Consider the following 19,815-nt stretch of genomic DNA (forward strand, 5'->3'; position numbering starts at 1 on the left):
ACTATTTCCCATACCACGGCGAGATACGACGACGGATCATCAATAGTCCTCGTTCGACGAGTAGCCCGGACAACCCGAGAATAATCAAATAGATGTAGACCACGTTCATATTCAAGATGCGAGCTTCCATACGAATGCGATAGCCCATCCCAGCATTGCCCACCAGCATCTCAGCGGCAAGCAAAAAAATCATCGCGGGGCCAATCTGCAGACGGATGTTATCGATGACTCGCGGCAAAATCTGTTTCCAAATGACTTCGTACAAAATCTCGACATCGCTGGCCCCTAACGTATACGCTTTATCAATGACATCATCGCTGACATCCTTCTGAACTGCGCCGTAGATCGCTTGAGCCATGGAGAAAAAGATCCCTAAGCCGACCATCGTTGTAAACATGGTTTGGTCGGTCCCAACCAGGACGAAATAGATCGGCATCATGGCCGTCGGCGGGATCTTTGACAGAAACGCAATAATGGGACTCAGGGGCGCTTCGATCCAGTGGTAAGCTCCCATGGCTACGCCCAAAATCACGGACAACACCACACCAAGAGCGAGTCCCAGCAACAACCGCCAGTAAGTTGCGGCAAGGTCACTCCAGAAAATCGGCGGCTTGGGATTGCTGCTCAAGCCGCTAGGTTTGAACAACCTCTCAAAGCCAGCCTTGAAGCCTTCAATGCCAGGCACAATGGTTTGCTGTGGATTATTGACGGTCATGCGTTGCGACAGCAGACCGTAGCCAATAATCAGCGCAGCAACACCAAGGATGCTCAACGTCCAAAAAAGCCAAGTGGGGATTCGACTGCGGATCATCGCGATTACTTCGATGCCTTTGTCGCGTAGGCCTTCAAATACTCGGTGCTAAAGTTCAACTGTTTGTCGGCTGCATCAAAGCCCATGGATACTTGTGTGGCTGTGCCCAAGTCGACGATGTCATGTTCCACGCAAAATTTAGCGACGGCCGGCATGGTCTCCGACTGAAACTTTTCGCTGCTGAGTAGATCCAGGGCCTCTTGCGGTGTTTTGTAAAACTTGGTTTGCGTGACGACCTTTCGCATCGCGGTTGCATCCAGTTTGGAAAACTTCTCGCCTAACGCCACTAGGGTCTCGTCGCTGGAGGCAGGATCATCGATTCGCCGGGATACTTCATAGAACGCTTCCATCAACGCGTTCGCGAAATCGCTTGCTCCCGGCTTGGCGAGGGCAACGTTCGAGATGACGACCATATCGACGATCTCTTCTGGGATTTCGCTGGAATCAAAGAGAACTTTGGACTTGGTTTGCAGACGCAGGGTTTCCATCACGAACGGGTTCCAAACCACAATCGACTGGACACTGGCGGCACCTTGCTGCAACTGTTGAGCGGCTAGGGCAGGGTCCATATTGGAAAATGGAAACTCGCCAGGCGAGTAGCCTTTCTTTTCCAAGACACGTTCAAAGCAATACTGTGAGACGCTACGCTCAAGACCGTGCGACGTGATACCTTTTAGTCCATCGATGTTTTCGATGTTGACCGCGATACAAGCGTCTGCTCCATCGGAGGTTGACGTTGGGAACAAGACCGTGCTGGCCTTCTGCATCGATGGCCCTAAAATGTCCATATTCGTAATGCATACCGCGTCTGCGTTGCCGCTGCCGTAGTATTGGATGCAGGTGTCATAGTCGGCCTGTTTCAGGACGATATCTACGTTCCACTTCTTTTCAAGTTCGCCGAGTTTGCCTTCGGCCTCGTCGATCAAACCAGCTTCATGTGCCACACCAAAGACGCTCCACGAAGGATACTCGCTCCACGTCAATGAAAACACAGGCGGTTTGGCGGAACCGCCAGAAGCCGAGCCAGAGGGATCTGCAGTTCCAGCGGTTTTGGTACAGCCAGCTAAACCCATCATCGCGATGCCCATCAGGCATGCCGCTCGACTTAGGTTGCGGTATTTGGATTTCATTGCATTACACCTTTGGAAATTGGAATGAGAGGGGATAAATGGATGTCGGGAGAAGCGATCAAGACTCAGGTAGCTTGTAGCTTTCCGCTGGCGCTGACTGGGCCGCGTCTTTCTTGGCCGACAAACCAATCAAGGCATCGAATTCGTCATCGGCAACGGTTGATTGAGCGTACTCCATGAACTCGGATTCTGCGCGAGCGGTATCCATACCAGCGAGTTCACGGGAAACGCGAGCGTTGGCAGATGCACGTTGACGCATATCTCGTAACCGTTGCAGTTCTTCGCTGGTTTTGTCTTGTGAGATACCGGTCATCATATCGGCGATTTGCTTTTCTTCAGCGCTGGAGAGAACCGTGGCAACCGCGTCGTGCTTTTCTTCCTTCAATTTATCAAGCTCACGCATCAACGATTGGATCTGGGCCTTATGACCGTTGACGTTCGTCACCAGTTGCTGAAGGTCGTTTTCCAGTTCACCAATACGCTGTTGCTTTTCAAGCAAGGTGCTAGAGAAGTCTTTGAAGGCCGACTGGCACTTGATGTACTCAGGATCATTTTTGACCGCTGACGGGTCACCAGCGTACTTCTCAACTAACTGTTTTGCTTTGGCCGCAGCGCCTTGCTTCAATTTTTCAAGTCGTTGGACATCTTCGGTCAGTGCTCGCAACTTTTCCTTCTTGGTCTCTTCTTGAGCAATCATGGCACTGATCGCGTCTTTGTACTGGTTAAGGCGCTTACGTTTTTCGTCGATGACTTTGTCGTACGTCGCGGACATCACGGTAGGGTTTGCACTAATTGCATCAGCAGCGTTGTTGACGCGACCGGTAAATAAATAGCCGATGGCTCGGAAGAAGCGGCCAATTGCCTTAAACATGTAAATCACTCCTCAATGATGGTTGACGAAACAAGTGTGCTGTGTTTCAGATAAGTCGCAGATTAGTTTACCGGAAAAATGGGTCGAGTGGGGATTTTCTTTACTCCCGCAAAAATTCGCTGTAGTCTTTCTTACCTTCCAGTTCACGCATGCGTGCTTCGGTACGAGCTGCAATTCGTAAGGATTCATCAAGCTCGTCGCGCAAGCTGCTTAAATCGGTAGAGTTTTCTTTATCGTCAAGATGCTGTAACTGGTCGACAGCACTTTGCAATTGCTCTACCGACTTCTTGACATCATGTAGGATGATTTCTCGCCTGGCCAAAATGTTTTTGCGTTCCTCCCCCACCAACTGTTCGGATAATTCAAACGATTTGTAGGACCGATCCAGTTGCTCGATGGCTGCCCAGAACAGGGTGTTGACCTGCGCGTGCAGCCCTAGGCCTCGAATCAACATCTGAGGCCTGCTGGCTAATTCGTTGAATTCGTCACGAGCTTTGCAAAGCAGCGTAAAATAATCGTCGGTCCTTGGATCACGATCGTATCGCATTTTCTTGAGAACCGCTGCCAAGCGATCGTCTTCCGCTTTCACGATCTTGGCTTGATCTTCCTGGCTTACTTTCTCCGATATTTTGTCGAGGAGAAAGACAAAACGCGTGCCCAGCCAACCAATCCCCCCCAGAACGCCGATCAAGCCTAACAAATTCAACGAAGCGACACCGCCAGCGGCCCAGGACAAAAGCCACGCCGAAGCGCCTCCCACAATCGGCAGCACGACCGACGGAGCAAGCGTAAGTTCCTGCAGGACTCTGCGGCGAAAAGATTTGAACCACATTAGTGTTGCACGAGACTTTCAATAATCTTGGGAATGGTAATTTCTAGATTCGCCGATCTTCAATTTAATCATTTTTTACCATCTCAACAGCGACCCATCAAAAAGGCGTCTGCCCCAATTCAAAACTGACACGTGTTTGTCCGCTAGTTTCGCCTCCAAAAACGCGCATACGGGTGGCGGAAACGCCCAGCGATCGCAGGTATTCTTCGGCTGCGGTCGCCCGCTTGGTTGCCAGCTCTCGGTTGGCCTCCAGGTTCCCTTGATTGGTCGCTGACCCGCGGATTCGCAGATAGTAGCTGGGCCAAGATTGCAGGCGACTGGCCAGTTCGCCCAGCGAGGTTCGGCTTGATTCAGTCAACTGAGCGGAGCCTCGGGCAAAAACCAAATCTGGTACATTCAACGTGCCAACCGAAACTAGGTTTCCCCACTGCCTTTCATCCAAGGGAGGCAGCTCGGCTTGCTCAACCACCGACTCATTGGCCAAACCTGGATGGAAGTTGCGTGTCTTGAGCTGCGCCATCGGCGGGTCATAGAACAAACGGGTGAGCTGGCCTCCAGTTGGGTCGGCATCAATCGCATCGGTTTGTCTTAGCACGTCCATGATTCGCTGGATCATGTTCTCCAGCGGCAGTACTTTGCCTTCGCGCAAACCCAGGTGAGCAAAATTTTCCTGCGTGTTCTTCCACTGGATCTTGCCCACGAGTGTTTGGGCTTGCGCAGCCGTGAGTTGTGTGCCTGTACGCTTCGCATCGGAGATCACCAGTTTGACCATCGCGTCGGAGTTGTTGTAGCTGTACAAAGCACCGAAGTAGGCCTCTAGCACTTGTTCGATCGTCGCTTGATTCTTCATCAGGTATGTTCGCGAGACCACCAATGCATCCACGATGTAGCCCGTGAAACGAGAAGAATCGACGACAATCTGCATCTGGGGATCGGCCAGGATTTGACTGACGTAGGGCTCCCAGGTGACATACACCTGCGGACTGTTGGGAGTGGCATTCTGGTAGCGTTTGATGACATCGTCTGCTGTAGAGACGCTTTCAAATGGTCTGGCCGCAATTCGAGGCAAATCAAAGTCATGCAGAACGACGCGAGCTAACGTTTCGCTGGGGGAATCTCCCACCAGCACAAAACGGGTCTCGGGGTTATTTAAAGCGTCAACGTCAGCATACTTCGTTTTGTTCGCCACGATGGCATCCGCCCCGCGCGTCTCGTCGATGATTGCGACAATCGTTGCGGGCAGTTGTTTGGCCGCAGCAGATGCCTTGATAAGGGCATCGATGGGGAAAGCGGCCATCGCGTACTTGCCATCGGCCAGCCCTTGCAAACGAGCCGTATAGTCGGCTTGGTCATCTTCGATTACCACGCGAATGCCACGTTGTGCAAGCAAGCTTTGGAATTCATCGCTACGCAAAACCGCATAGCCGGAAAACGCATCTGCGGCGATAGTCACTTGGTCTTTATAGATGCTATTTCCGGTCGACTGCGCCAGGAGATCTTCTTGCTCCTTCTTTGCCTGCTCAGCCTCCGCGGCCCTTTGCATCGGTTCAATGACAAGCTTCCAGGCGCTAACGCCAATCGCCAAAACAACCAACCAAACAAAGGCAAAAAGGATGATCTTTCCGGTTTTCACTGTGTCCCTATTTCATGCTGATTGGAGAACGTCTGAATGGGTCCGATTCAGTCTGATTCATGTTCGACTGATCTATTTACGATTATGTTTGGAGATCACATGAATGACCATGGCAATGATTACGATAACGGCAAAGCAGGGGAGGGCGCAAATGCAAAATGTCCCACTAAGTCCAATGTCGGTACTTATGTTGACAACAGGTGAAGGAGTGACAGAAGTTCCAGCGGCGGCGCCGTCGTTTTCCGATCGAGCAATCGGCGCATTTTCGACTTGAGCCAGGGCTCGCAACGCATCGGCCGCAAGTTGGTCTGGCAATCCCGCGATCAATTCGAACTCGCTAGCGGAATCTTGATCAAAATCCGTTTCCGCCAAAAGCTCTGTAATCGCTTGCTCAAAACTTTCCGCATCATCCACATTTCGATAGGAATGAGACTGGGAAGCCAACTGGTGCCCACCAGGCATTTGGACGCCGATGACATCGACTGAAATCCCGCGAGCCAGGATCATCGGCAAATAGGCTTCCACCAGTTCAGGATCATTCGCTTCGCCATCGGTAATGATCAGCAAGCGATACATGCCGTACACATGCTGCTTGCGATACGCCAATAGTTCGTCGGTCGCCTCACGCATGGCTTGGCCCAGCGGCGTCCCCCCTCCGGCGGAAACTCGCTGGATGCTACGCACCGCCGCGGCGCGGTCCAACGGTGCCAGCGGAATCAAGCGTACCGCGGTCGATTGGCCATTCAACAACGTCACGCCTAATTTTGTGTCTTGCGGCAGCGAGTTGACTACCTTGATCAATGCATTTTTCGCCGCGGCCATCCTGGAAATGTTGCCCTGCCGCGTGCTCATCGACTCGTTCATCGAGCCGGAGTCATCTAAAACCACAATCACTACTTGCTCGCCTAGCGCCACTTGCGAGGCCAACAACAAACCGACAAAGCACCATAAAACGCGATGCCAAGCGAAAACCGAATGTCCTGTACAGCGTTTTTCCATGAGGACTTCAATCACCTTCGTTCGAATGTATGCACTGAGTTTTACCGACCGTATCATAGCAGAAATTCTGGTCCAGACACGTTTTCACGATAGAAGCAGTAGCTAAGCTAAAAGCTATTCGAACTTCTGCAACCAAACTTGAATTGTCCCATGAAACGTTTAACCGCCGGCGGTGGCTGGCAAGCTGTACGATATACCTTCCGCAAAGCTTGGGAAAGCAGCGGACCGTTTGGCATGTGGAAATTCTACCGCGCCATGAGGTCCAAAAATTCTTGCAAAACATGCGCTCTTGGCATGGGCGGACAGCATGGCGGAATGGTCAACGAACGCGGTTCCTTCCCAGAAGTCTGCAAAAAGTCTCTGCAAGCAATGGCCGCTGATATGCAGCCAGGGATCGATGCCAACTTCTGGGCTCGTTTCTCCATTGAGCAAATGAGTCGTTGGACCCCCAAACAACTGGAAACCAGCGGTCGTTTGATCCAGCCCATCATCTATCGTCAAGGGGAATCCAACTACGAAACCATCACGTGGAAAGAAGCCCTCGACAAGATCGCCGGCAAACTCCGATCGCTGGTCCCCGATGAAACATTTTGGTACTTCAGTGGACGTTCCAGTAACGAGGCAGGATTCCTGCTGCAAATACTGGCCCGCGTTTATGGCACCAACAACGTGAACAACTGCAGCTACTTTTGTCATCAAGCCAGCGGCGTGGGACTCAATAGCACGTTAGGCACCGGCACCGCGACCTTGCAATTGGAGGATGTTGAGAAATGCGATCTGCTATTTGTTATCGGAGGCAATCCACCCAGCAATCATCCACGTTTGATGACCAGCATGATGCATTTGCGACGTCGCGGTGGGAAGATTGTCGTGATCAATCCGATGAAGGAGCTAGGGCTTGTACGCTTTAAAGTCCCCAGCGACCCGCGCAGTATGATGTTTGGTTCCAACATCGCCACGCACTACATCCAACCTCATATCGGGGGCGATCTGGCTTTGCTGACCGGTATCGCTAAAGCGGTTGTCGAAGCCAAGCAACATGACCGCGAATACTTACAGGCCTGCTGCAACGATGTCGATGCATACCTGCAGTCCTTGCAAGAAATGCCGTGGCAGGAAATCGTGGCCAAGAGCGGCGTCGAAGAAGCGACCATCCGTCAGATTGCCGAAGTCTACGCCCACTCTAAAGGCAGCGTTTTTGCTTGGACCATGGGCATCACTCATCACCAGCACGGTGTCGAAAATGTCGAAGCGATCGCCAACCTTGCCCTGTTACGTGGCATGGTCGGAAAGAGCGGAGCAGGGTTGATGCCAATTCGGGGACACAGCAATATCCAGGGGATTGGCAGCGTCGGAGTGACTCCTAAACTCAAGGATGAGATCTTCCAAAACCTCACTGACAAGTTTCAGTTGAAACTGCCGACTAGCCCCGGGCTAGATACGCTCGCTTGTTTGGAGGCCGCCAATGCAGGCGAGCTTAAGTTCGGACTGTGTCTGGGGGGGAACCTGTTCGGTTCGGCTCCCGATGCGCAATTCGCTAGCCAAGCACTGCAAAAGCTAGAAATGCTGGTCATGCTCAGCACTACCCTGAACACCGGGCACGCTCATGGGCTGGCTCAAGAGACCATCGTCTTGCCCGTGCTGGCGCGCGACGAAGAACCTGAGCCCACCACACAAGAATCGATGTTCAACTATGTTCGAATTTCCGAGGGGGGGCAGAGACGCCATCCAGGCCCGCGCAGCGAAGTCCAAGTCATCGCCGAACTGGGCCAACGCCTGTTTGGCGATTCACAATGCGGCATTGATTGGAAGCAGATGCAGCAAACGAAAACCATTCGCCACTGGATCGCAGAGACCGTCCCAGGCTACAAGCCTATCGGCCAAGCCGACGCAACTCGCAAAGAATTTCAAGTCGAAGGCCGCACCTTCCACCAACCCACATTCCCAACAGCCAACGGCAAAGCGAATCTTCGCAGTCACGTATTGCCAAGTCTGCACGGAGGCCCAAACGAACTACGATTGATGACCATTCGCAGCGAAGGACAATTCAATACGGTGGTCTATGAAGACTACGACTTGTACCGAAACCAAGATCGTCGCGATGTCGTTTTGGTCCATCCGGAAGATTTGGCGCGTTTAGGTATCCCTGCCGAAGCGTTAGTCATAGTCCGCAGTAGCGTCGGATCAATGTCGCAAGTCATCGCTCGCTCTCATGAAGAGATTCGGCCAGGGAACGTCGCCATGTATTACCCAGAAACTAATGTTCTTGTGCCACGCAGGGTCGATGATCGTTCCAAAACGCCTGCCTTCAAATGCGTGCCAGTCACTTTGGAACTGCAACAATTTGGTGTTAGCGGCGAGTCGATTCTGGAAGAGGCAACGTCGTCATAAGATACGCCGACACCGACGAAGGTTGGCTTTGGGGCGAGGTTTGATAGCTGGCTGATGTGACCGGGCTGACGGGGGCGGTTTGCGGTTGAGCAGCCAGCCACTGCACAGGCTCAAGCAACTGCAACTGCTGCTGCGGCTCATATAATAGCGGGCCATCAGCGTCTTGAAGCACGACGTTAGGCAAATCGCGTTGCGGCGGCATTATGCCCCCCCGAATGAGTACTCCGTATTGGTTTAGACCAAACATCAATTTCAATTCGGTAAACGGCTTGGTCACTCCTGCACCCTTCAACGCTCCAGGCCGCATTTCCATGTGCAGCGCGCTGGGCACTTTTGATAACCATTCGCTGTTGATCGTCCCAGCACTGGCACTCAATGTACAGCCTGCCTTTTGAATCTTGCCATCGATGATGACCGCTTCCTCAATATAGATCTCGCCCGTCCCACTCAAACTGTAAGCAAGTGGACTTGTGATCTCCTCCCAGCGACAGTCTTTCAGTAACGACTTGCTGATCATCATGCGATCGTCGCTGCCATTGGTCCAAACCGCTTGTCCGGTGAACGTGGCGTCTTTCCCCAAACTCTGAATGGCCGGATACTGCCTGCGAAAAAGTTGGATTGGAATCTCATAGCCATTGGTGGAAAGCTCAATCGTCGTGACCAACGAAACGCTTTCGCGATTACGAATAAATCGCAGGTCGATGGCTTGATCCACTTTGGGATTGGGGAACACGCTCACTTGCAAACTGCTTTTTTGCGGTTTGGGAACAAAGATGACATCCAGCTTGCCGGTCATGAGCTCTGTATCCGAGGCCATCAAACGGGTTGTTTGGCAAACAATCTGCATTGGGGCCAGTCGGTCGTCGGCTCGACACAAAAACCGGTCATGGGTGGTTCGAGCCATCTTCAGCAACTGATCGATATCGCAGTGAGCAGAATCCAATTGGACCGTCCATTGACCGCCCAAGCGATGCGCGATCGCTCGGGGAGACTCCCACAGCGTTTCAAATGTTTCTGGATGCGAGATTTTGATTTGCGTGATCTCTAAACGAGATGGAGATATCGCATGCACTTTTCCAATACTGGCGGCCACGCCACAAGTCTGACTGATGGTCTCGGCAAGTAAATTGGCTTGGTGTCGCCCGTACCAGCCTGACTTCCAATAAATTGTCGACAACAGTAGGAAGCTGACCGGCAGCAACGCGCAGCAGACGACCGTCGCCCGACACAGCGAGCGTTGCGTCGATTCATGGATCTTCAGTCGTCGCGCCCAGTTCTTCGGAAGCATTACATAGGGATCACGGGGATGGTTTGACCAAGATTTTGCCGCTGGTGGCAAATTCAAGGTGGTCGATGATTTTCCGTTGGCCAGTTGGCTGCTGGAGATCTCCATACGAGTCTTGTACTGACGAGCGGCCAGTTGCCTCGAATTCGAAATTTCCCCTGCAGCGTCGCTGGTACCAAAAAAGCGCTCGCCAGGGCAAGGTCACGTCAGTGATAAGGCTAGCATTTCAGAAAGCCGAGAGCCGCATTGAGCGGGTACGGAGTGGCCGCCGGGTTGACGATTGTGGAAAGGCAAGGAACACTGAGTGCCAAGTTTAATCGCACGGATTGCGTGTTTGTGGTGAATGGATTTGCATTTAGTTCCTTAATGGAGTGATTTGATGCGAGTTTCTGCAATTTTGTTTGGGCTGCTTTTGGCAGGCAGTACGTTGGTTTCATCCGTTTCTGCTTGTGACAATTGCATCGCAAAACAAAAAGCGCAGTTGCAGGCCGACCGCGGCCAGTTGCAACATGTCGGTGGTTCTTTTGGTTCAGGTCGTTACGAAGGTGTTGGGTTTTCAACGCGTTCGGCCGACGAGGCGATTCGCAATGCCTGCTATTGGGGCCAGCGAACTCCCGTTGGTATCGGCGTGGCCCGTGGAGCTAACGGCTACTATGCAACGGTTCTCTACAAATAAATCGAACGTGTGACCGCTGCCCAGCGGATTCACCTAGAAAAGCATAAGCCATCGGATGGTAGTTCCACCGATGGCTGTTTTATTCAATGCTTGTTGGGCAAGTCAGCAGACGTGGCACTCGATTTGGCTGGCAATGCCCTCGGTAAGCTAGCGGCGTTTCGGCGCGTCAATCTTGAACACTGCCTGCGTTGGCGATGTTGTCCCGCTGGAGCACTTGCCACACGATCGGCAACCAGCACGCTCCGGTGAAAAGAAAGTTCGTATCGCATGGCGAACTAAAAACGCGGCACTACAGGTCACGATCAAGATAGTCAGTAGCGTTTGCGTCATAGCTGCTCATCCAATCAAGCGAGAGGCGATCTGGTAGGTGAAAAAAGCGGCTACGTAAGCAAGCGTCGTCATGTAAACGAAGGTAAATAGCGGCCATTTCCAAGAGCCGCTTTCGCGTCTCATGACCGCCAACGTTGCGGCACACTGCATGCACAATGCAAAAAAGACCATGATCGAAAGGGCCACGGCAATATTCATTAGCGGCCTGCCTTCGAATGTTGCGGACTGCAAGTTCTCTCGCAATTGGACGCTAGACTCATCAACGTCTCCGCCCAAAGAAAAAATGGTTCCAAGCGTGGCAATCACAACTTCGCGAGCCGGGAAGGATGCCAAGACACCCACGCCAATTCGCCAGTCCCAGCCGAGCGGTCGGAAAGCTGGCTCCATGGCAATTCCCACTCGGCCAAGAACGCTTTGACGCACAAGCTCTCCGTTAATCGCTTGAATCTCCGCTTCCAATTCTTCAATACGACTTTCATCTTGAGCGGTTTGCTGTTCTCGCATTTTCTCAAACAGTTGTGTCCGGTCGCCGGGGAAGTAGAGCAATGCCCAAACAATTACCGCGGTGCAAAAAATAAGCGTTCCCGCGCGCTGGATGAATTCCAACACTTGGTCTCGAACACGGATGAAGACGACTCGCCAAGAGGGTATTTTGTACGCCGGTAGCTCGAGTACAAATGGGGAGGTCTCACCAGGCAACAGATAACGTCGTATCAACCAAGCGACAGGAATCGCGACCACGGCACCCAGCATCAGCATTCCCAGCAAAACGACCGACTGCAAATTCAACCAGCCGCCCAAAAGTCCTTTGTTAGGAATAAAGGCATATGTCATCAATGCATATACGGGCAATCGCGCAGAGCAACTCATCAGCGGAGCGACCAACATTGTTAGCAACCGATCTGTACGGCCAGGTATCGTGCGTGTCGCTAAGATCCCTGGAACGGCGCAACCAAACGAAGTCATGAGCGGCAAGAAAGCGCGGCCGTTGAGCCCCAGCTTGTGCATGAGACGATCCATCACCATCGCGACCCTCGCCATGTAACCACAGTCTTCCATGATCGCAAACAAGAAGAACAACACCGCGATTTGTGGAATAAACACCAGCACCGCTCCAATGCCCGCGATGACGCCGTCGGTAATCAAACTGCGCAGCGAGCCGGGGGCTAGGTTGCTGACGACCAGTTCTTGCAGCCAGCCCTGGACCGCTTCGATAAGCCCGCTGAGATAACCAGTCGTGTAGTCGGAATAAAGAACTTGAAATAGCCCTAGCATCAGAACAACAAAAGCCAGTAGACCATACCAGTGATGCGTTAGGACTTTGTCGACGCGGTCTTCCCATGCTGGAGCAGGCGATTGGCGCGTGACTACGCCGCTGAGTTGTTTACGCACCCAACCATATCGCAGCCGAGCCTCCGCGCTGGGCAGTTCTAAGCCCTGCGATTTCAAATCTTGGATCAGTCGTTGCAGTTCTAACTTCAACGCGTCGACGTGTTTTCCGTTGGTGAACTTCGCCAAGACGGCTTCCTGTTGGCTGGAGCCTGCGTCCAGCAATAGGCGACGTGCTTGGAATGGATGGATGCTTAGTTGCTTATGCTCGAACCAGCCTTGCAATTGCGTCACGGCATGTTCGAAGGTTTCTGGAAAGATCGATAGCGGGCTGTTGTTGTTTGGAGCTTGAGAATTTGTCTTATCAGCGAGTTTCAACATCGCTTGCTTGACCGCATCTATTCCGCGCCGTTTCGACGCGCAGGTTGTGATCACGGGCAACCCTAAGCGTTCTTGCAAGAGGTCTAATTCAATGCTGACCCCGGACTTATCAAGCCGATCCCACATATTCGCGACCAGCAGGACGGGCAGATCGCTTTCCAGCACTTGGCTCAGCAGATAGAGATTGCGCTCAATGGCCGTGGCATCGATCACAACGACCACTCCATCGATAGATTCCAGGCCCTGCACGGCATGGCTGATCGTATCTACGCTGACTTTTTCGTCCAGCGATCTCGCTGTCAACGAATAGGTGCCAGGTAGGTCGATTAAGTGGACCATTCGTTGGTCGACAACGAACTTACCCTTTTTAAGCTCGACAGTCACACCCGCATAATTTCCGACGGCAGCGTTTCCGCCGGTCAAAGCATTAAATAGCGAGCTTTTACCGGTGTTAGGATTTCCGATGATCGCAAACGTAAGCGGCTTGGTCGCAGGCAATGCATCGTACGGCGGGGTGGGAGCGTTCATGGAAGTTGCCAATTATTCGCCAAGAAGCTGGACGGTGACTTTTTGGGCTTCCTGTCGACGTAAAGAAAGCCGAGTGCCGTTGATGAAAAACTCCAATGGATCGCCCAGCGGCGCTTGTCCTGTTCGCTCAATTTGCTCACCTTCGATCAATCCCATTTCCATCAAGCGAATGGCAATCGTGTCGTTGCCTAGGCAGTCGATGATGGAGGCTCGTTGTCCGTTTTTTAACTGATCGAGCGTGAGGGTCATGGCAGAGTCAACCGCGGTAGGGCGTCGATGCTGTGCGACGCCCACGAAAGAATGAATCAAATTGCGTTCGGTAGACCAGCCAAGTTCGAATCGACAAAAATTTCTACCATGTCGTTAGTACGCAGCGAAAACCGTCGTCCCTCGACACTCACCAAGCAAGGTTGGCCCTGACGAAGGACCTTGATGTTGGCCCCGGGACGAATACCCATTTCCTGCAATCGCTGAATCGCTTGCTCGTCGCCGTCAAGAAACTGAATGTTTCCCGATTGGTTGGACTGCATGGCTGAGACCGGAACAAGCAGGTGGGTGGCAGGATTCGTCGCGATCATCGAATTGGCTCGAGGCGTTATTGAGACTCTGTTTCAACAGGACTTTCTATTTATAACGACAACTCTTGTTGTGAAAAATAGGACGAACGGTGATTTCGCCGAAAAACCGCAAGAAGCTTATCGCTTTAGCGGCTATTGCCTGGGGTGATGTGGTCGGCAACACGAATGCAGGTGGCTGACCGGCGGAGCGACGGGGATTTGGTACGATTGGCGAATATTTAGCGTAGGGGACTTCAGATTGGTGGCTGAAAATGCGGGATTGCCTAAAAGGTCACTCTGGCAGCAACCGGCTCAATTGGTTACCGTATATCCGCAAACTCCCCAAACTAGGAACGGCTAGGAAAGCTCTCATTCTCGTTTGGCCGGTACTCTCATTTCGCAGTAGTTTCGCCAAGGCGACCAGGATGCACGACGCAAAAAATTCGACGAAGAACAAAAAAAGTTTTTACGAGCGCTGGGCCTACTGGATTCTTTTAGGTGCGTTGATCGTTGCACCTATTACGTTTCATGGGGCTGCCAAAGCTGTTCAGAGCAATATCAACAAGGTCGAAGACTGGCTGCCCAAAACCTTTGCAGAGACCAAAGAACTGGTTTGGTTCCGCAAGAACTTTCCCACCGATCAGTTTATTTTGATTTCGTGGGAAGGCTGTCAGATTGGTAATGGGGCTGATATCCCGGATGATCCGCGGATCTCTCAACTGACCCGTTTGTTGCGTGGCGAAGCTGTGCCGGAGCTGGACGAGAATCCGCCCGAGCTGGCAAAAGACTTGCCAGCAGCAGAAGTGTCTGTGGAACCGCTGTTGGTTCAAAAGTTTGTCAAATCGGTTAGTAATGGTCGAGAGATGCTCGACGAGCTGACTCAGCCGCCGATGAATATTCCTTGGAATGTTGCCGTAAGTCGGTTGCAGGGCAGTTTGATTGGTCCTGACGGCAAGCAAACCTGTTTGATCGTGAGTTTAACGCCCGAAGCGACAACGCAACTGAAAGACGTATTGGGGCGAGGGCAAAAGCGAGTCTTCAAGATGCGGGCGGATTTGCCGCCGGGCATCATTCATCGAGCGGTCGCTAAAGTAGGGATTCATCCTGACAATGTTCACTTTGGTGGGCCTCCTGTCGATAACATTGCGATTGACGAAGAGGGTGAAAAAACGCTGGTTCGTTTGGCAGGCTTGTCTGGCTTGTTGGGATTAGGATTGGCTTATTGGTCGCTGCGCAGCGTCAAACTGACGTTAGTGGTCTTTGCGTGTGGTGTACTGAGTGCAGCGGCGTCGCTGGCCATCATTTGGTGGACGGGCGAAACCGTGGATGCTGTCGTTCTATCGATGCCATCGCTGGTGTATGTGCTTAGTATTTCGGGTGCAGTCCACTTCATCAACTACTACCGCGACGCCGTGCTTGAATCTGGAATGTATCGCGCGACCGAGCGGGCGGCAATTCACGCGTTCAAACCAGCTTTTCTATGCAGCATTACAACATCGCTTGGGTTATTGAGCCTTTACGCCAGTGAACTGACGCCGATTCGCAAGTTTGGTATCTACTCTGCGGCGGGCGTCATGGTCTTGCTGGTAGTTTTGTTTTTCTATTTGCCAGCCGCCTTGCAAGTTTGGCAGTTTGGACGTCGATGGTTGGATGAAGAACGCGAAATACCACTCGAAGATCTTCCTTTGGAGGAACGACGTAATTCGGTCGCCGAGCGAATATGGGCCAAGATCGCTACGTTTATTGTTAAGCACCATATCGCAGTTGCGACGGCTACAGTACTTTTCACCGCGACTGTAGGATGGGGTGTGACTCGCACTAAGACCTCCATTGATTTGCTGGAGCTTTTCGATTCACGCGCGAGAATCCTGCAGGACTACCGTTGGCTGGAAAACCACATTGGCCGTTTGGTGCCGATGGAAATCGTGATTCGTTTCGATCAAGAATCGCTTTCGACTGGGAAACGCACGTCAGAGACCGAGCTTCAGGAGTTGTTCCGATTGACATTCCTGGAGCGGCTCGAGACGGTTGCGTTGATTCAAGACACGATTGAAGCCAAATTTGGCGTCAAAGGTCAGAACGTGGTTGGCAAAAGTCTGTCTGCTGCGACCTTTGCCCCGGCGTTGCCGACGGGGTCGGGAGATACGGGCAGCTTCGTCAAGCGGTTGACGTATGACTTGCGGCTGAGCCAGTCGCGAGAAGAATTTATGAAGAGTGGTTTTCTGCGAGTCGATCCGGAAAATGGCAGTGAGTTGTGGCGCATCAGCTTGCGAGTGGCCGCGTTCGAGGGGGTGGATTACGGTCAATTCGTACACGAGTTGCGTGACGAAATTGCTCCGATCACCAGCGCGCACGACTACCGATTGCAGATTTTGCGCGATTTGGCGGAGTGGGATGAGAACGCTCGTTACAGTGGGAACGAGGTTTACATTTGGGATCGTGCCTACGCCAACTCATCGGATCAGCAACGCCATAATTTAATGGTTGACGCGCTGTCTTCGCTCCTGACAAAAGCACGTATCAAGGTTGTTCGTGGCAGCCCAGACCCGTCGAAGGTTCCTGAAGTGTCATTGGACCGATTGAACGCAAGATTTGATGCAGTGGTATTGGCAGGACCTTTCAATGATAAAGACGTTCGGTTCTTGGACTGGGCCGTCGACAAGGTCATTGACTTGAAGGTAGGCACGGCAGGCGCGGCAACGACGCCAACTTTGGTCGCTGGGTCGGAGGCATGGTTATCGGCTGTTTACACCGGCGTAGTGCCGATCGTTTATAAAGCTCAGCGCGAATTGCTGCAGAGCTTGGTCGAGAGCACCATCTGGTCTTTCATGACAATCACGCCACTGATGATGATTGTCTCACGCAGTATTCGGGCTGGTGCGGTCGCGATGATTCCTAACGTGATGCCAATCTTGATAGTGTTTGGTGCCATGGGCTGGTTGAATATCAGCATCGATATCGGATCCATGATGTGCGCAAGTATTGCGTTAGGCGTTGCGGTGGATGACACCATTCACTTTTTGTCGTGGTTCCGCAGTGACTTTGATCGCTTGCGAGACCGCAAGGCTGCGATCATATCGGCGTATCGGCGTTGCGCCACGCCGACCATCCAGTCCTCTTTGATTTCGGGGATCGGTCTGTCTGTATTTGCCTTCAGTACCTTTACACCGACGCAGCGTTTTGGTTGGCTCATGCTGACAATTTTGGTTGCGGGTGTGCTTTCGGAGCTAGTCTTACTGCCATCGATTCTGGCCAGTCCGTTAGGCCGAGTATATGAGCATCAGGACAAGCGGCGTGGCTTGCGGAAATGGTGGCTGATCGCGCAATATGAGTTCCGTAAGCGAGTCACTGGTAGTCCTTCGGCAACCGACTCCAACAAGCATGCCGCTTGACGCGGTCGTCTGACGTTCTGCGACGGCAGAAGGCAAGTTCGGGCGATTCGATTCTTGGCTGCTATCGAGAAGGCGCTGCATAAAAAAACGTCGCCAGTTGGCGACGTTTCATTTGTGTTGATTTCATTCAGTTCGTTGATTCAACAGAAGCATCGAAATAAACGACTGTCGGCAGATTACTTGCCAGCTTCTGGTTGGCTCGCAGAATAAGCATCGAATTGCTGTGCTTCTTCTGGAGTTGCTTCACGGAATTCGCTAGGTGCTTGATCACCGCTATCGCAACCAACAACGAACATTGCAGCCATGCACACCAACATCAGTCCACAGAATCGTTTCATTTCTAATTCCTCAATTGAAGGAGAGATTAATACGGAGGTAACTCATCGCCAGCAGCCGCCTGTTGTGGAGTGCTGTCGTGCTCATAACTATTATTACAATTCCGATTGTCTGATGTTGTCAAGGACAGCAAAGAAAATATCTGTGTTATAATCTAGTTTCAAGACTGGAGGCAGGCGGAGCTCGACTAGTTGTAGGTTTTGTGTGTTTTAGGCAAAATGCCCGGCCAAAAGCGGGTGGCATAGCAAGAAATACGTTCCCCGCCCTATGACGTATCTAGGCAGGTAGCACAGGGGTGGACGGCAGACTATAACAGGGGCGCGAGGCTTACTCGTGCCCAACAATGGAGTGCTAGGTACGACTCGCGGAAACGGCTTTGCTACTAAATTCTTAAAACGATCTCGCATGCAAACAATATCGCAGCCCAAGGGTTTTCGCATAGGTTTTGATCTGGGGGGCACTAAAATGCTCGCGGTGGCTGTTGCTCCAGACCAAACCATTGTGGCGAGAAAGAAACGGAAAACCAAGGGTTCCGAAGGCCAGCGCGATTCGTTAGAGCGGATCTGCGAAACGATTCAAATGGTCATCGATCAAGCAGGGCTGAACGCGACAGACCTAACAGGGATCGGGATTGGTTGCCCAGGTCCGGTGGATATGGAGAAGGGCATCGTACATGTCGCGGTGAATCTAGGCTGGAAAAATTTCGCTATTGGCGAACAGCTTTCCAAGCGTTTCAACTGTCCGGCCGCAGTTTTGAACGATGTCGACGCAGGCGTCTATGGGGAATATCGCTTTGGCGCGGCAATTGGCAGTCGATGTACAGTTGGGATTTTCCCAGGCACGGGCATTGGCGGCGGATGCGTCTACGATGGGGCAATATTGCGGGGGCAGCGTACTTCGGCGATGGAGATTGGGCATATTCGCATTAATTCCTCGGATCGCTCTGGCGGTATCGCAATGCCGGGGACTTTAGAATCGGAGGCCAGTCGATTGGCGATCGCCAGCGAATGCGTCAAGCTTGCGTATCGGGGCGCCGCGCCCACCATCCTGAAACTGGCGGGCACCGACTTGGCCGAGGTTCGCAGCAAGGTCCTCTCCGAAGCGATCAAGAACGGAGATATCGAAGTAGAGCGGGTTGTGAAGCTTGCAATCGAGCAGATTGGATACGCCTCGTTGAACATGGTGCATTTGCTGTCGCCAGACACCATCGTTCTTGGGGGTGGGTTGGTCGAAGCAATGAAAGACATGTTCATCAGCGGTGTCACGGAATTGATGGATAAATACATGCTCGATTGCTACAAGGGTACTTGTAAAGTGGTAGCGGCCAAGCTTGGTGATGATGCGGCGGCCATGGGTGCTGCCGGGTGGGTTGAGAAAATCATTGCCTCAGGGACTGTCTAGAACAACCTTTAGAAGTGTAATGCTATGGACAATGCGCTGAAGGCCATGATTGTCATCCCTGCACGCTTGGCTTCCACGCGGTTGCCTCGCAAGTTGCTTTTGGCAGAGACGGGTAAGCCGCTGATTCAGCATACTTATGAAACGGCAAAAAAGTCCAAGCTGGCATCCCAAGTGATTGTTGCTACCGACCATCAGGATATTCAGGAAGTGGTTGCTGGATTCGGCGGTGAGGCCTGTTTGACAGATCCCAATGCGAACAGCGGCACTGACCGCGTGGCTGAAATCGCGAGCCGCTATCCTGATGTGGATTTGTTTGTCAATGTGCAGGGTGACGAGCCAGAATTAGAGCCGGAAGCAATTGATTTGCTGATTGAAACCATGGCAAACCGATCTTCTGCGGATGTCGCTACGCTGGCGACGCCGATTCACGATCGACTTCGAATCGAAAATCCAAACTGCGTCAAAGTCGTTTGTGATCATCACGGATTGGCACTTTACTTCAGTCGCAGCCCGATTCCATTTCCCCGTGTATGGAGCGACGAATTGCTGGTCCAGCAACCGCCGCTGTTCTTGCAGCATATTGGCATCTATGCCTATCGAAGGTCATTTCTGCAGCAGCTTCCCCAATTGGCAGCTAGCCCCCTAGAAGAAACCGAGAAACTAGAACAATTGCGATTCCTGCAAAATGGGTTTCGTTGTGCTGTATCGATCGTGCCGCACGCGGTGGCTGGAATTGATACTCGTGAGGATTACGACGCATTTGTTGCAAGAACCATGCGCCGGTCGTAGACGGTCTGTTCAACGATTTGGCGGACAAGGAAACACAGGCATTTGGGTGCGATACCGACAATCAGTAAGCTTGGCTTTGTCAACTTGCTCAAGGGCTGCTACACTTGCGAGCTAAATCAGATCTTCACATTTCGCGTCAAACGC

16 protein-coding genes are annotated in these 19,815 nt (G+C 52.3%); 5 read left to right on the forward strand and 11 right to left on the reverse strand.

What is annotated here, in order from left to right; all coding sequences use genetic code 11:
* Position 1 precedes the first annotated feature (1 nt).
* From SH302x_RS02425 to SH302x_RS02450, 6 genes are all read right to left on the reverse strand, one after another.
* Positions 2 to 811 carry an ABC transporter permease gene (locus tag SH302x_RS02425; protein ID WP_479367070.1) on the reverse strand — a complete coding sequence of 270 codons (810 nt, stop codon included), beginning with the start codon at positions 809 to 811 and terminating at the stop codon, positions 2 to 4.
* A 5-nt stretch (positions 812 to 816) separates the two neighbouring features.
* Positions 817 to 1,941 carry a type 2 periplasmic-binding domain-containing protein gene (locus tag SH302x_RS02430; protein ID WP_479367072.1) on the reverse strand — a complete coding sequence of 375 codons (1,125 nt, stop codon included), beginning with the start codon at positions 1,939 to 1,941 and terminating at the stop codon, positions 817 to 819.
* A gap of 58 nt (positions 1,942 to 1,999) precedes the next feature.
* Positions 2,000 to 2,812 (reverse strand): PspA/IM30 family protein, encoded by an 813-nt coding sequence (locus SH302x_RS02435; RefSeq protein ID WP_479367073.1) that lies wholly within the window; start codon positions 2,810 to 2,812, stop codon positions 2,000 to 2,002.
* A gap of 100 nt (positions 2,813 to 2,912) precedes the next feature.
* Positions 2,913 to 3,644: a hypothetical protein gene (locus SH302x_RS02440; RefSeq protein WP_479367075.1), complete on the reverse strand. Its 732-nt coding sequence runs from the start codon at positions 3,642 to 3,644 to the stop codon at positions 2,913 to 2,915.
* Positions 3,645 to 3,741: 97 nt separating this feature from the next.
* Positions 3,742 to 5,277, reverse strand: a complete 1,536-nt coding sequence (locus tag SH302x_RS02445) for an OmpA family protein (RefSeq protein WP_479367077.1) — start codon at positions 5,275 to 5,277, stop codon at positions 3,742 to 3,744.
* A gap of 72 nt (positions 5,278 to 5,349) precedes the next feature.
* Positions 5,350 to 6,276, reverse strand: coding sequence for a VWA domain-containing protein (locus tag SH302x_RS02450; RefSeq protein ID WP_479367079.1), 927 nt, complete (start codon positions 6,274 to 6,276; stop codon positions 5,350 to 5,352).
* Between the two features lie 150 nt (positions 6,277 to 6,426).
* On the opposite strand from SH302x_RS02450, the gene SH302x_RS02455 reads away from it, so the two are divergent.
* Entirely contained in the window at positions 6,427 to 8,667 is a 2,241-nt protein-coding gene (locus tag SH302x_RS02455) for an FdhF/YdeP family oxidoreductase (RefSeq protein WP_479367081.1), read from the forward strand.
* Here the strand turns inward: SH302x_RS02455 and SH302x_RS02460 are convergent.
* Positions 8,627 to 10,060 carry a hypothetical protein gene (locus SH302x_RS02460; protein ID WP_479367083.1) on the reverse strand — a complete coding sequence of 478 codons (1,434 nt, stop codon included), beginning with the start codon at positions 10,058 to 10,060 and terminating at the stop codon, positions 8,627 to 8,629. The two genes, SH302x_RS02455 and SH302x_RS02460, sit on opposite strands and share 41 nt — an antisense overlap.
* Before the next feature lie 271 nt (positions 10,061 to 10,331).
* Between SH302x_RS02460 and SH302x_RS02465 the strand changes: the two genes are divergently transcribed.
* A complete protein-coding gene (locus SH302x_RS02465; RefSeq protein WP_479367085.1) occupies positions 10,332 to 10,628 on the forward strand; it encodes a spore germination YkwD domain-containing protein in 297 nt (98 codons plus the stop codon).
* Positions 10,629 to 10,964: 336 nt separating this feature from the next.
* Here the strand turns inward: SH302x_RS02465 and feoB are convergent, their stop codons facing one another.
* From feoB to SH302x_RS02480, 3 genes are read right to left on the reverse strand one after another with little or no spacing between them, the layout of a single operon-like run.
* On the reverse strand, positions 10,965 to 13,196 hold the full coding sequence (gene feoB / locus SH302x_RS02470) for a ferrous iron transport protein B (protein ID WP_479367087.1): 2,232 nt from the start codon (positions 13,194 to 13,196) through the stop codon (positions 10,965 to 10,967).
* Positions 13,197 to 13,208: 12 nt separating this feature from the next.
* On the reverse strand, positions 13,209 to 13,445 hold the full coding sequence (locus tag SH302x_RS02475) for a FeoA family protein (protein WP_479367089.1): 237 nt from the start codon (positions 13,443 to 13,445) through the stop codon (positions 13,209 to 13,211).
* Between the two features lie 56 nt (positions 13,446 to 13,501).
* The gene (locus SH302x_RS02480; protein ID WP_479367091.1) at positions 13,502 to 13,774 is read right to left on the reverse strand and encodes a FeoA family protein; all 273 of its coding nucleotides are present in this window, start codon (positions 13,772 to 13,774) and stop codon (positions 13,502 to 13,504) included.
* 404 nt (positions 13,775 to 14,178) lie between these two features.
* Here SH302x_RS02480 and SH302x_RS02485 point away from each other — a divergent pair, with 404 nt between their 5' ends.
* Positions 14,179 to 17,145 (forward strand): efflux RND transporter permease subunit, encoded by a 2,967-nt coding sequence (locus tag SH302x_RS02485; protein ID WP_479367093.1) that lies wholly within the window; start codon positions 14,179 to 14,181, stop codon positions 17,143 to 17,145.
* Positions 17,146 to 17,321: 176 nt separating this feature from the next.
* Here the strand turns inward: SH302x_RS02485 and SH302x_RS02490 are convergent, their stop codons facing one another.
* Positions 17,322 to 17,483, reverse strand: coding sequence for a hypothetical protein (locus SH302x_RS02490; RefSeq protein WP_479367095.1), 162 nt, complete (start codon positions 17,481 to 17,483; stop codon positions 17,322 to 17,324).
* Between the two features lie 403 nt (positions 17,484 to 17,886).
* On the opposite strand from SH302x_RS02490, the gene SH302x_RS02495 reads away from it, so the two are divergent.
* Positions 17,887 to 18,882, forward strand: a complete 996-nt coding sequence (locus SH302x_RS02495) for an ROK family protein (protein WP_479367097.1) — start codon at positions 17,887 to 17,889, stop codon at positions 18,880 to 18,882.
* A 24-nt stretch (positions 18,883 to 18,906) separates the two neighbouring features.
* Positions 18,907 to 19,671, forward strand: a complete 765-nt coding sequence (gene kdsB / locus SH302x_RS02500) for a 3-deoxy-manno-octulosonate cytidylyltransferase (RefSeq protein ID WP_479367098.1) — start codon at positions 18,907 to 18,909, stop codon at positions 19,669 to 19,671.
* The last annotated feature ends 144 nt before the right edge of the window (positions 19,672 to 19,815 follow it).

Source organism: Njordella calcicola (genome assembly GCF_056494125.1).

What these genes read in the sequence shown, in the direction of transcription:
- SH302x_RS02440 (WP_479367075.1), bottom strand. Translation starts at nt 3,644, where the DNA reads ATGTGGTTCAAATCTTTTCGCCGCAGAGTCCTGCAGGAACTTACGCTT.
- SH302x_RS02460 (WP_479367083.1), bottom strand. Translation starts at nt 10,060, where the DNA reads ATGGAGATCTCCAGCAGCCAACTGGCCAACGGAAAATCATCGACCACC.
- SH302x_RS02425 (WP_479367070.1), bottom strand. Translation starts at nt 811, where the DNA reads ATGATCCGCAGTCGAATCCCCACTTGGCTTTTTTGGACGTTGAGCATC.
- kdsB (WP_479367098.1), top strand. Translation starts at nt 18,907, where the DNA reads ATGGACAATGCGCTGAAGGCCATGATTGTCATCCCTGCACGCTTGGCT.
- SH302x_RS02450 (WP_479367079.1), bottom strand. Translation starts at nt 6,276, where the DNA reads ATGGAAAAACGCTGTACAGGACATTCGGTTTTCGCTTGGCATCGCGTT.
- SH302x_RS02435 (WP_479367073.1), bottom strand. Translation starts at nt 2,812, where the DNA reads ATGTTTAAGGCAATTGGCCGCTTCTTCCGAGCCATCGGCTATTTATTT.
- SH302x_RS02455 (WP_479367081.1), top strand. Translation starts at nt 6,427, where the DNA reads ATGAAACGTTTAACCGCCGGCGGTGGCTGGCAAGCTGTACGATATACC.
- SH302x_RS02480 (WP_479367091.1), bottom strand. Translation starts at nt 13,774, where the DNA reads ATGATCGCGACGAATCCTGCCACCCACCTGCTTGTTCCGGTCTCAGCC.
- SH302x_RS02495 (WP_479367097.1), top strand. Translation starts at nt 17,887, where the DNA reads ATGCAAACAATATCGCAGCCCAAGGGTTTTCGCATAGGTTTTGATCTG.
- SH302x_RS02485 (WP_479367093.1), top strand. Translation starts at nt 14,179, where the DNA reads ATGCACGACGCAAAAAATTCGACGAAGAACAAAAAAAGTTTTTACGAG.
- SH302x_RS02475 (WP_479367089.1), bottom strand. Translation starts at nt 13,445, where the DNA reads ATGACCCTCACGCTCGATCAGTTAAAAAACGGACAACGAGCCTCCATC.
- SH302x_RS02490 (WP_479367095.1), bottom strand. Translation starts at nt 17,483, where the DNA reads ATGAAACGATTCTGTGGACTGATGTTGGTGTGCATGGCTGCAATGTTC.
- SH302x_RS02465 (WP_479367085.1), top strand. Translation starts at nt 10,332, where the DNA reads ATGCGAGTTTCTGCAATTTTGTTTGGGCTGCTTTTGGCAGGCAGTACG.
- feoB (WP_479367087.1), bottom strand. Translation starts at nt 13,196, where the DNA reads ATGAACGCTCCCACCCCGCCGTACGATGCATTGCCTGCGACCAAGCCG.
- SH302x_RS02430 (WP_479367072.1), bottom strand. Translation starts at nt 1,941, where the DNA reads ATGAAATCCAAATACCGCAACCTAAGTCGAGCGGCATGCCTGATGGGC.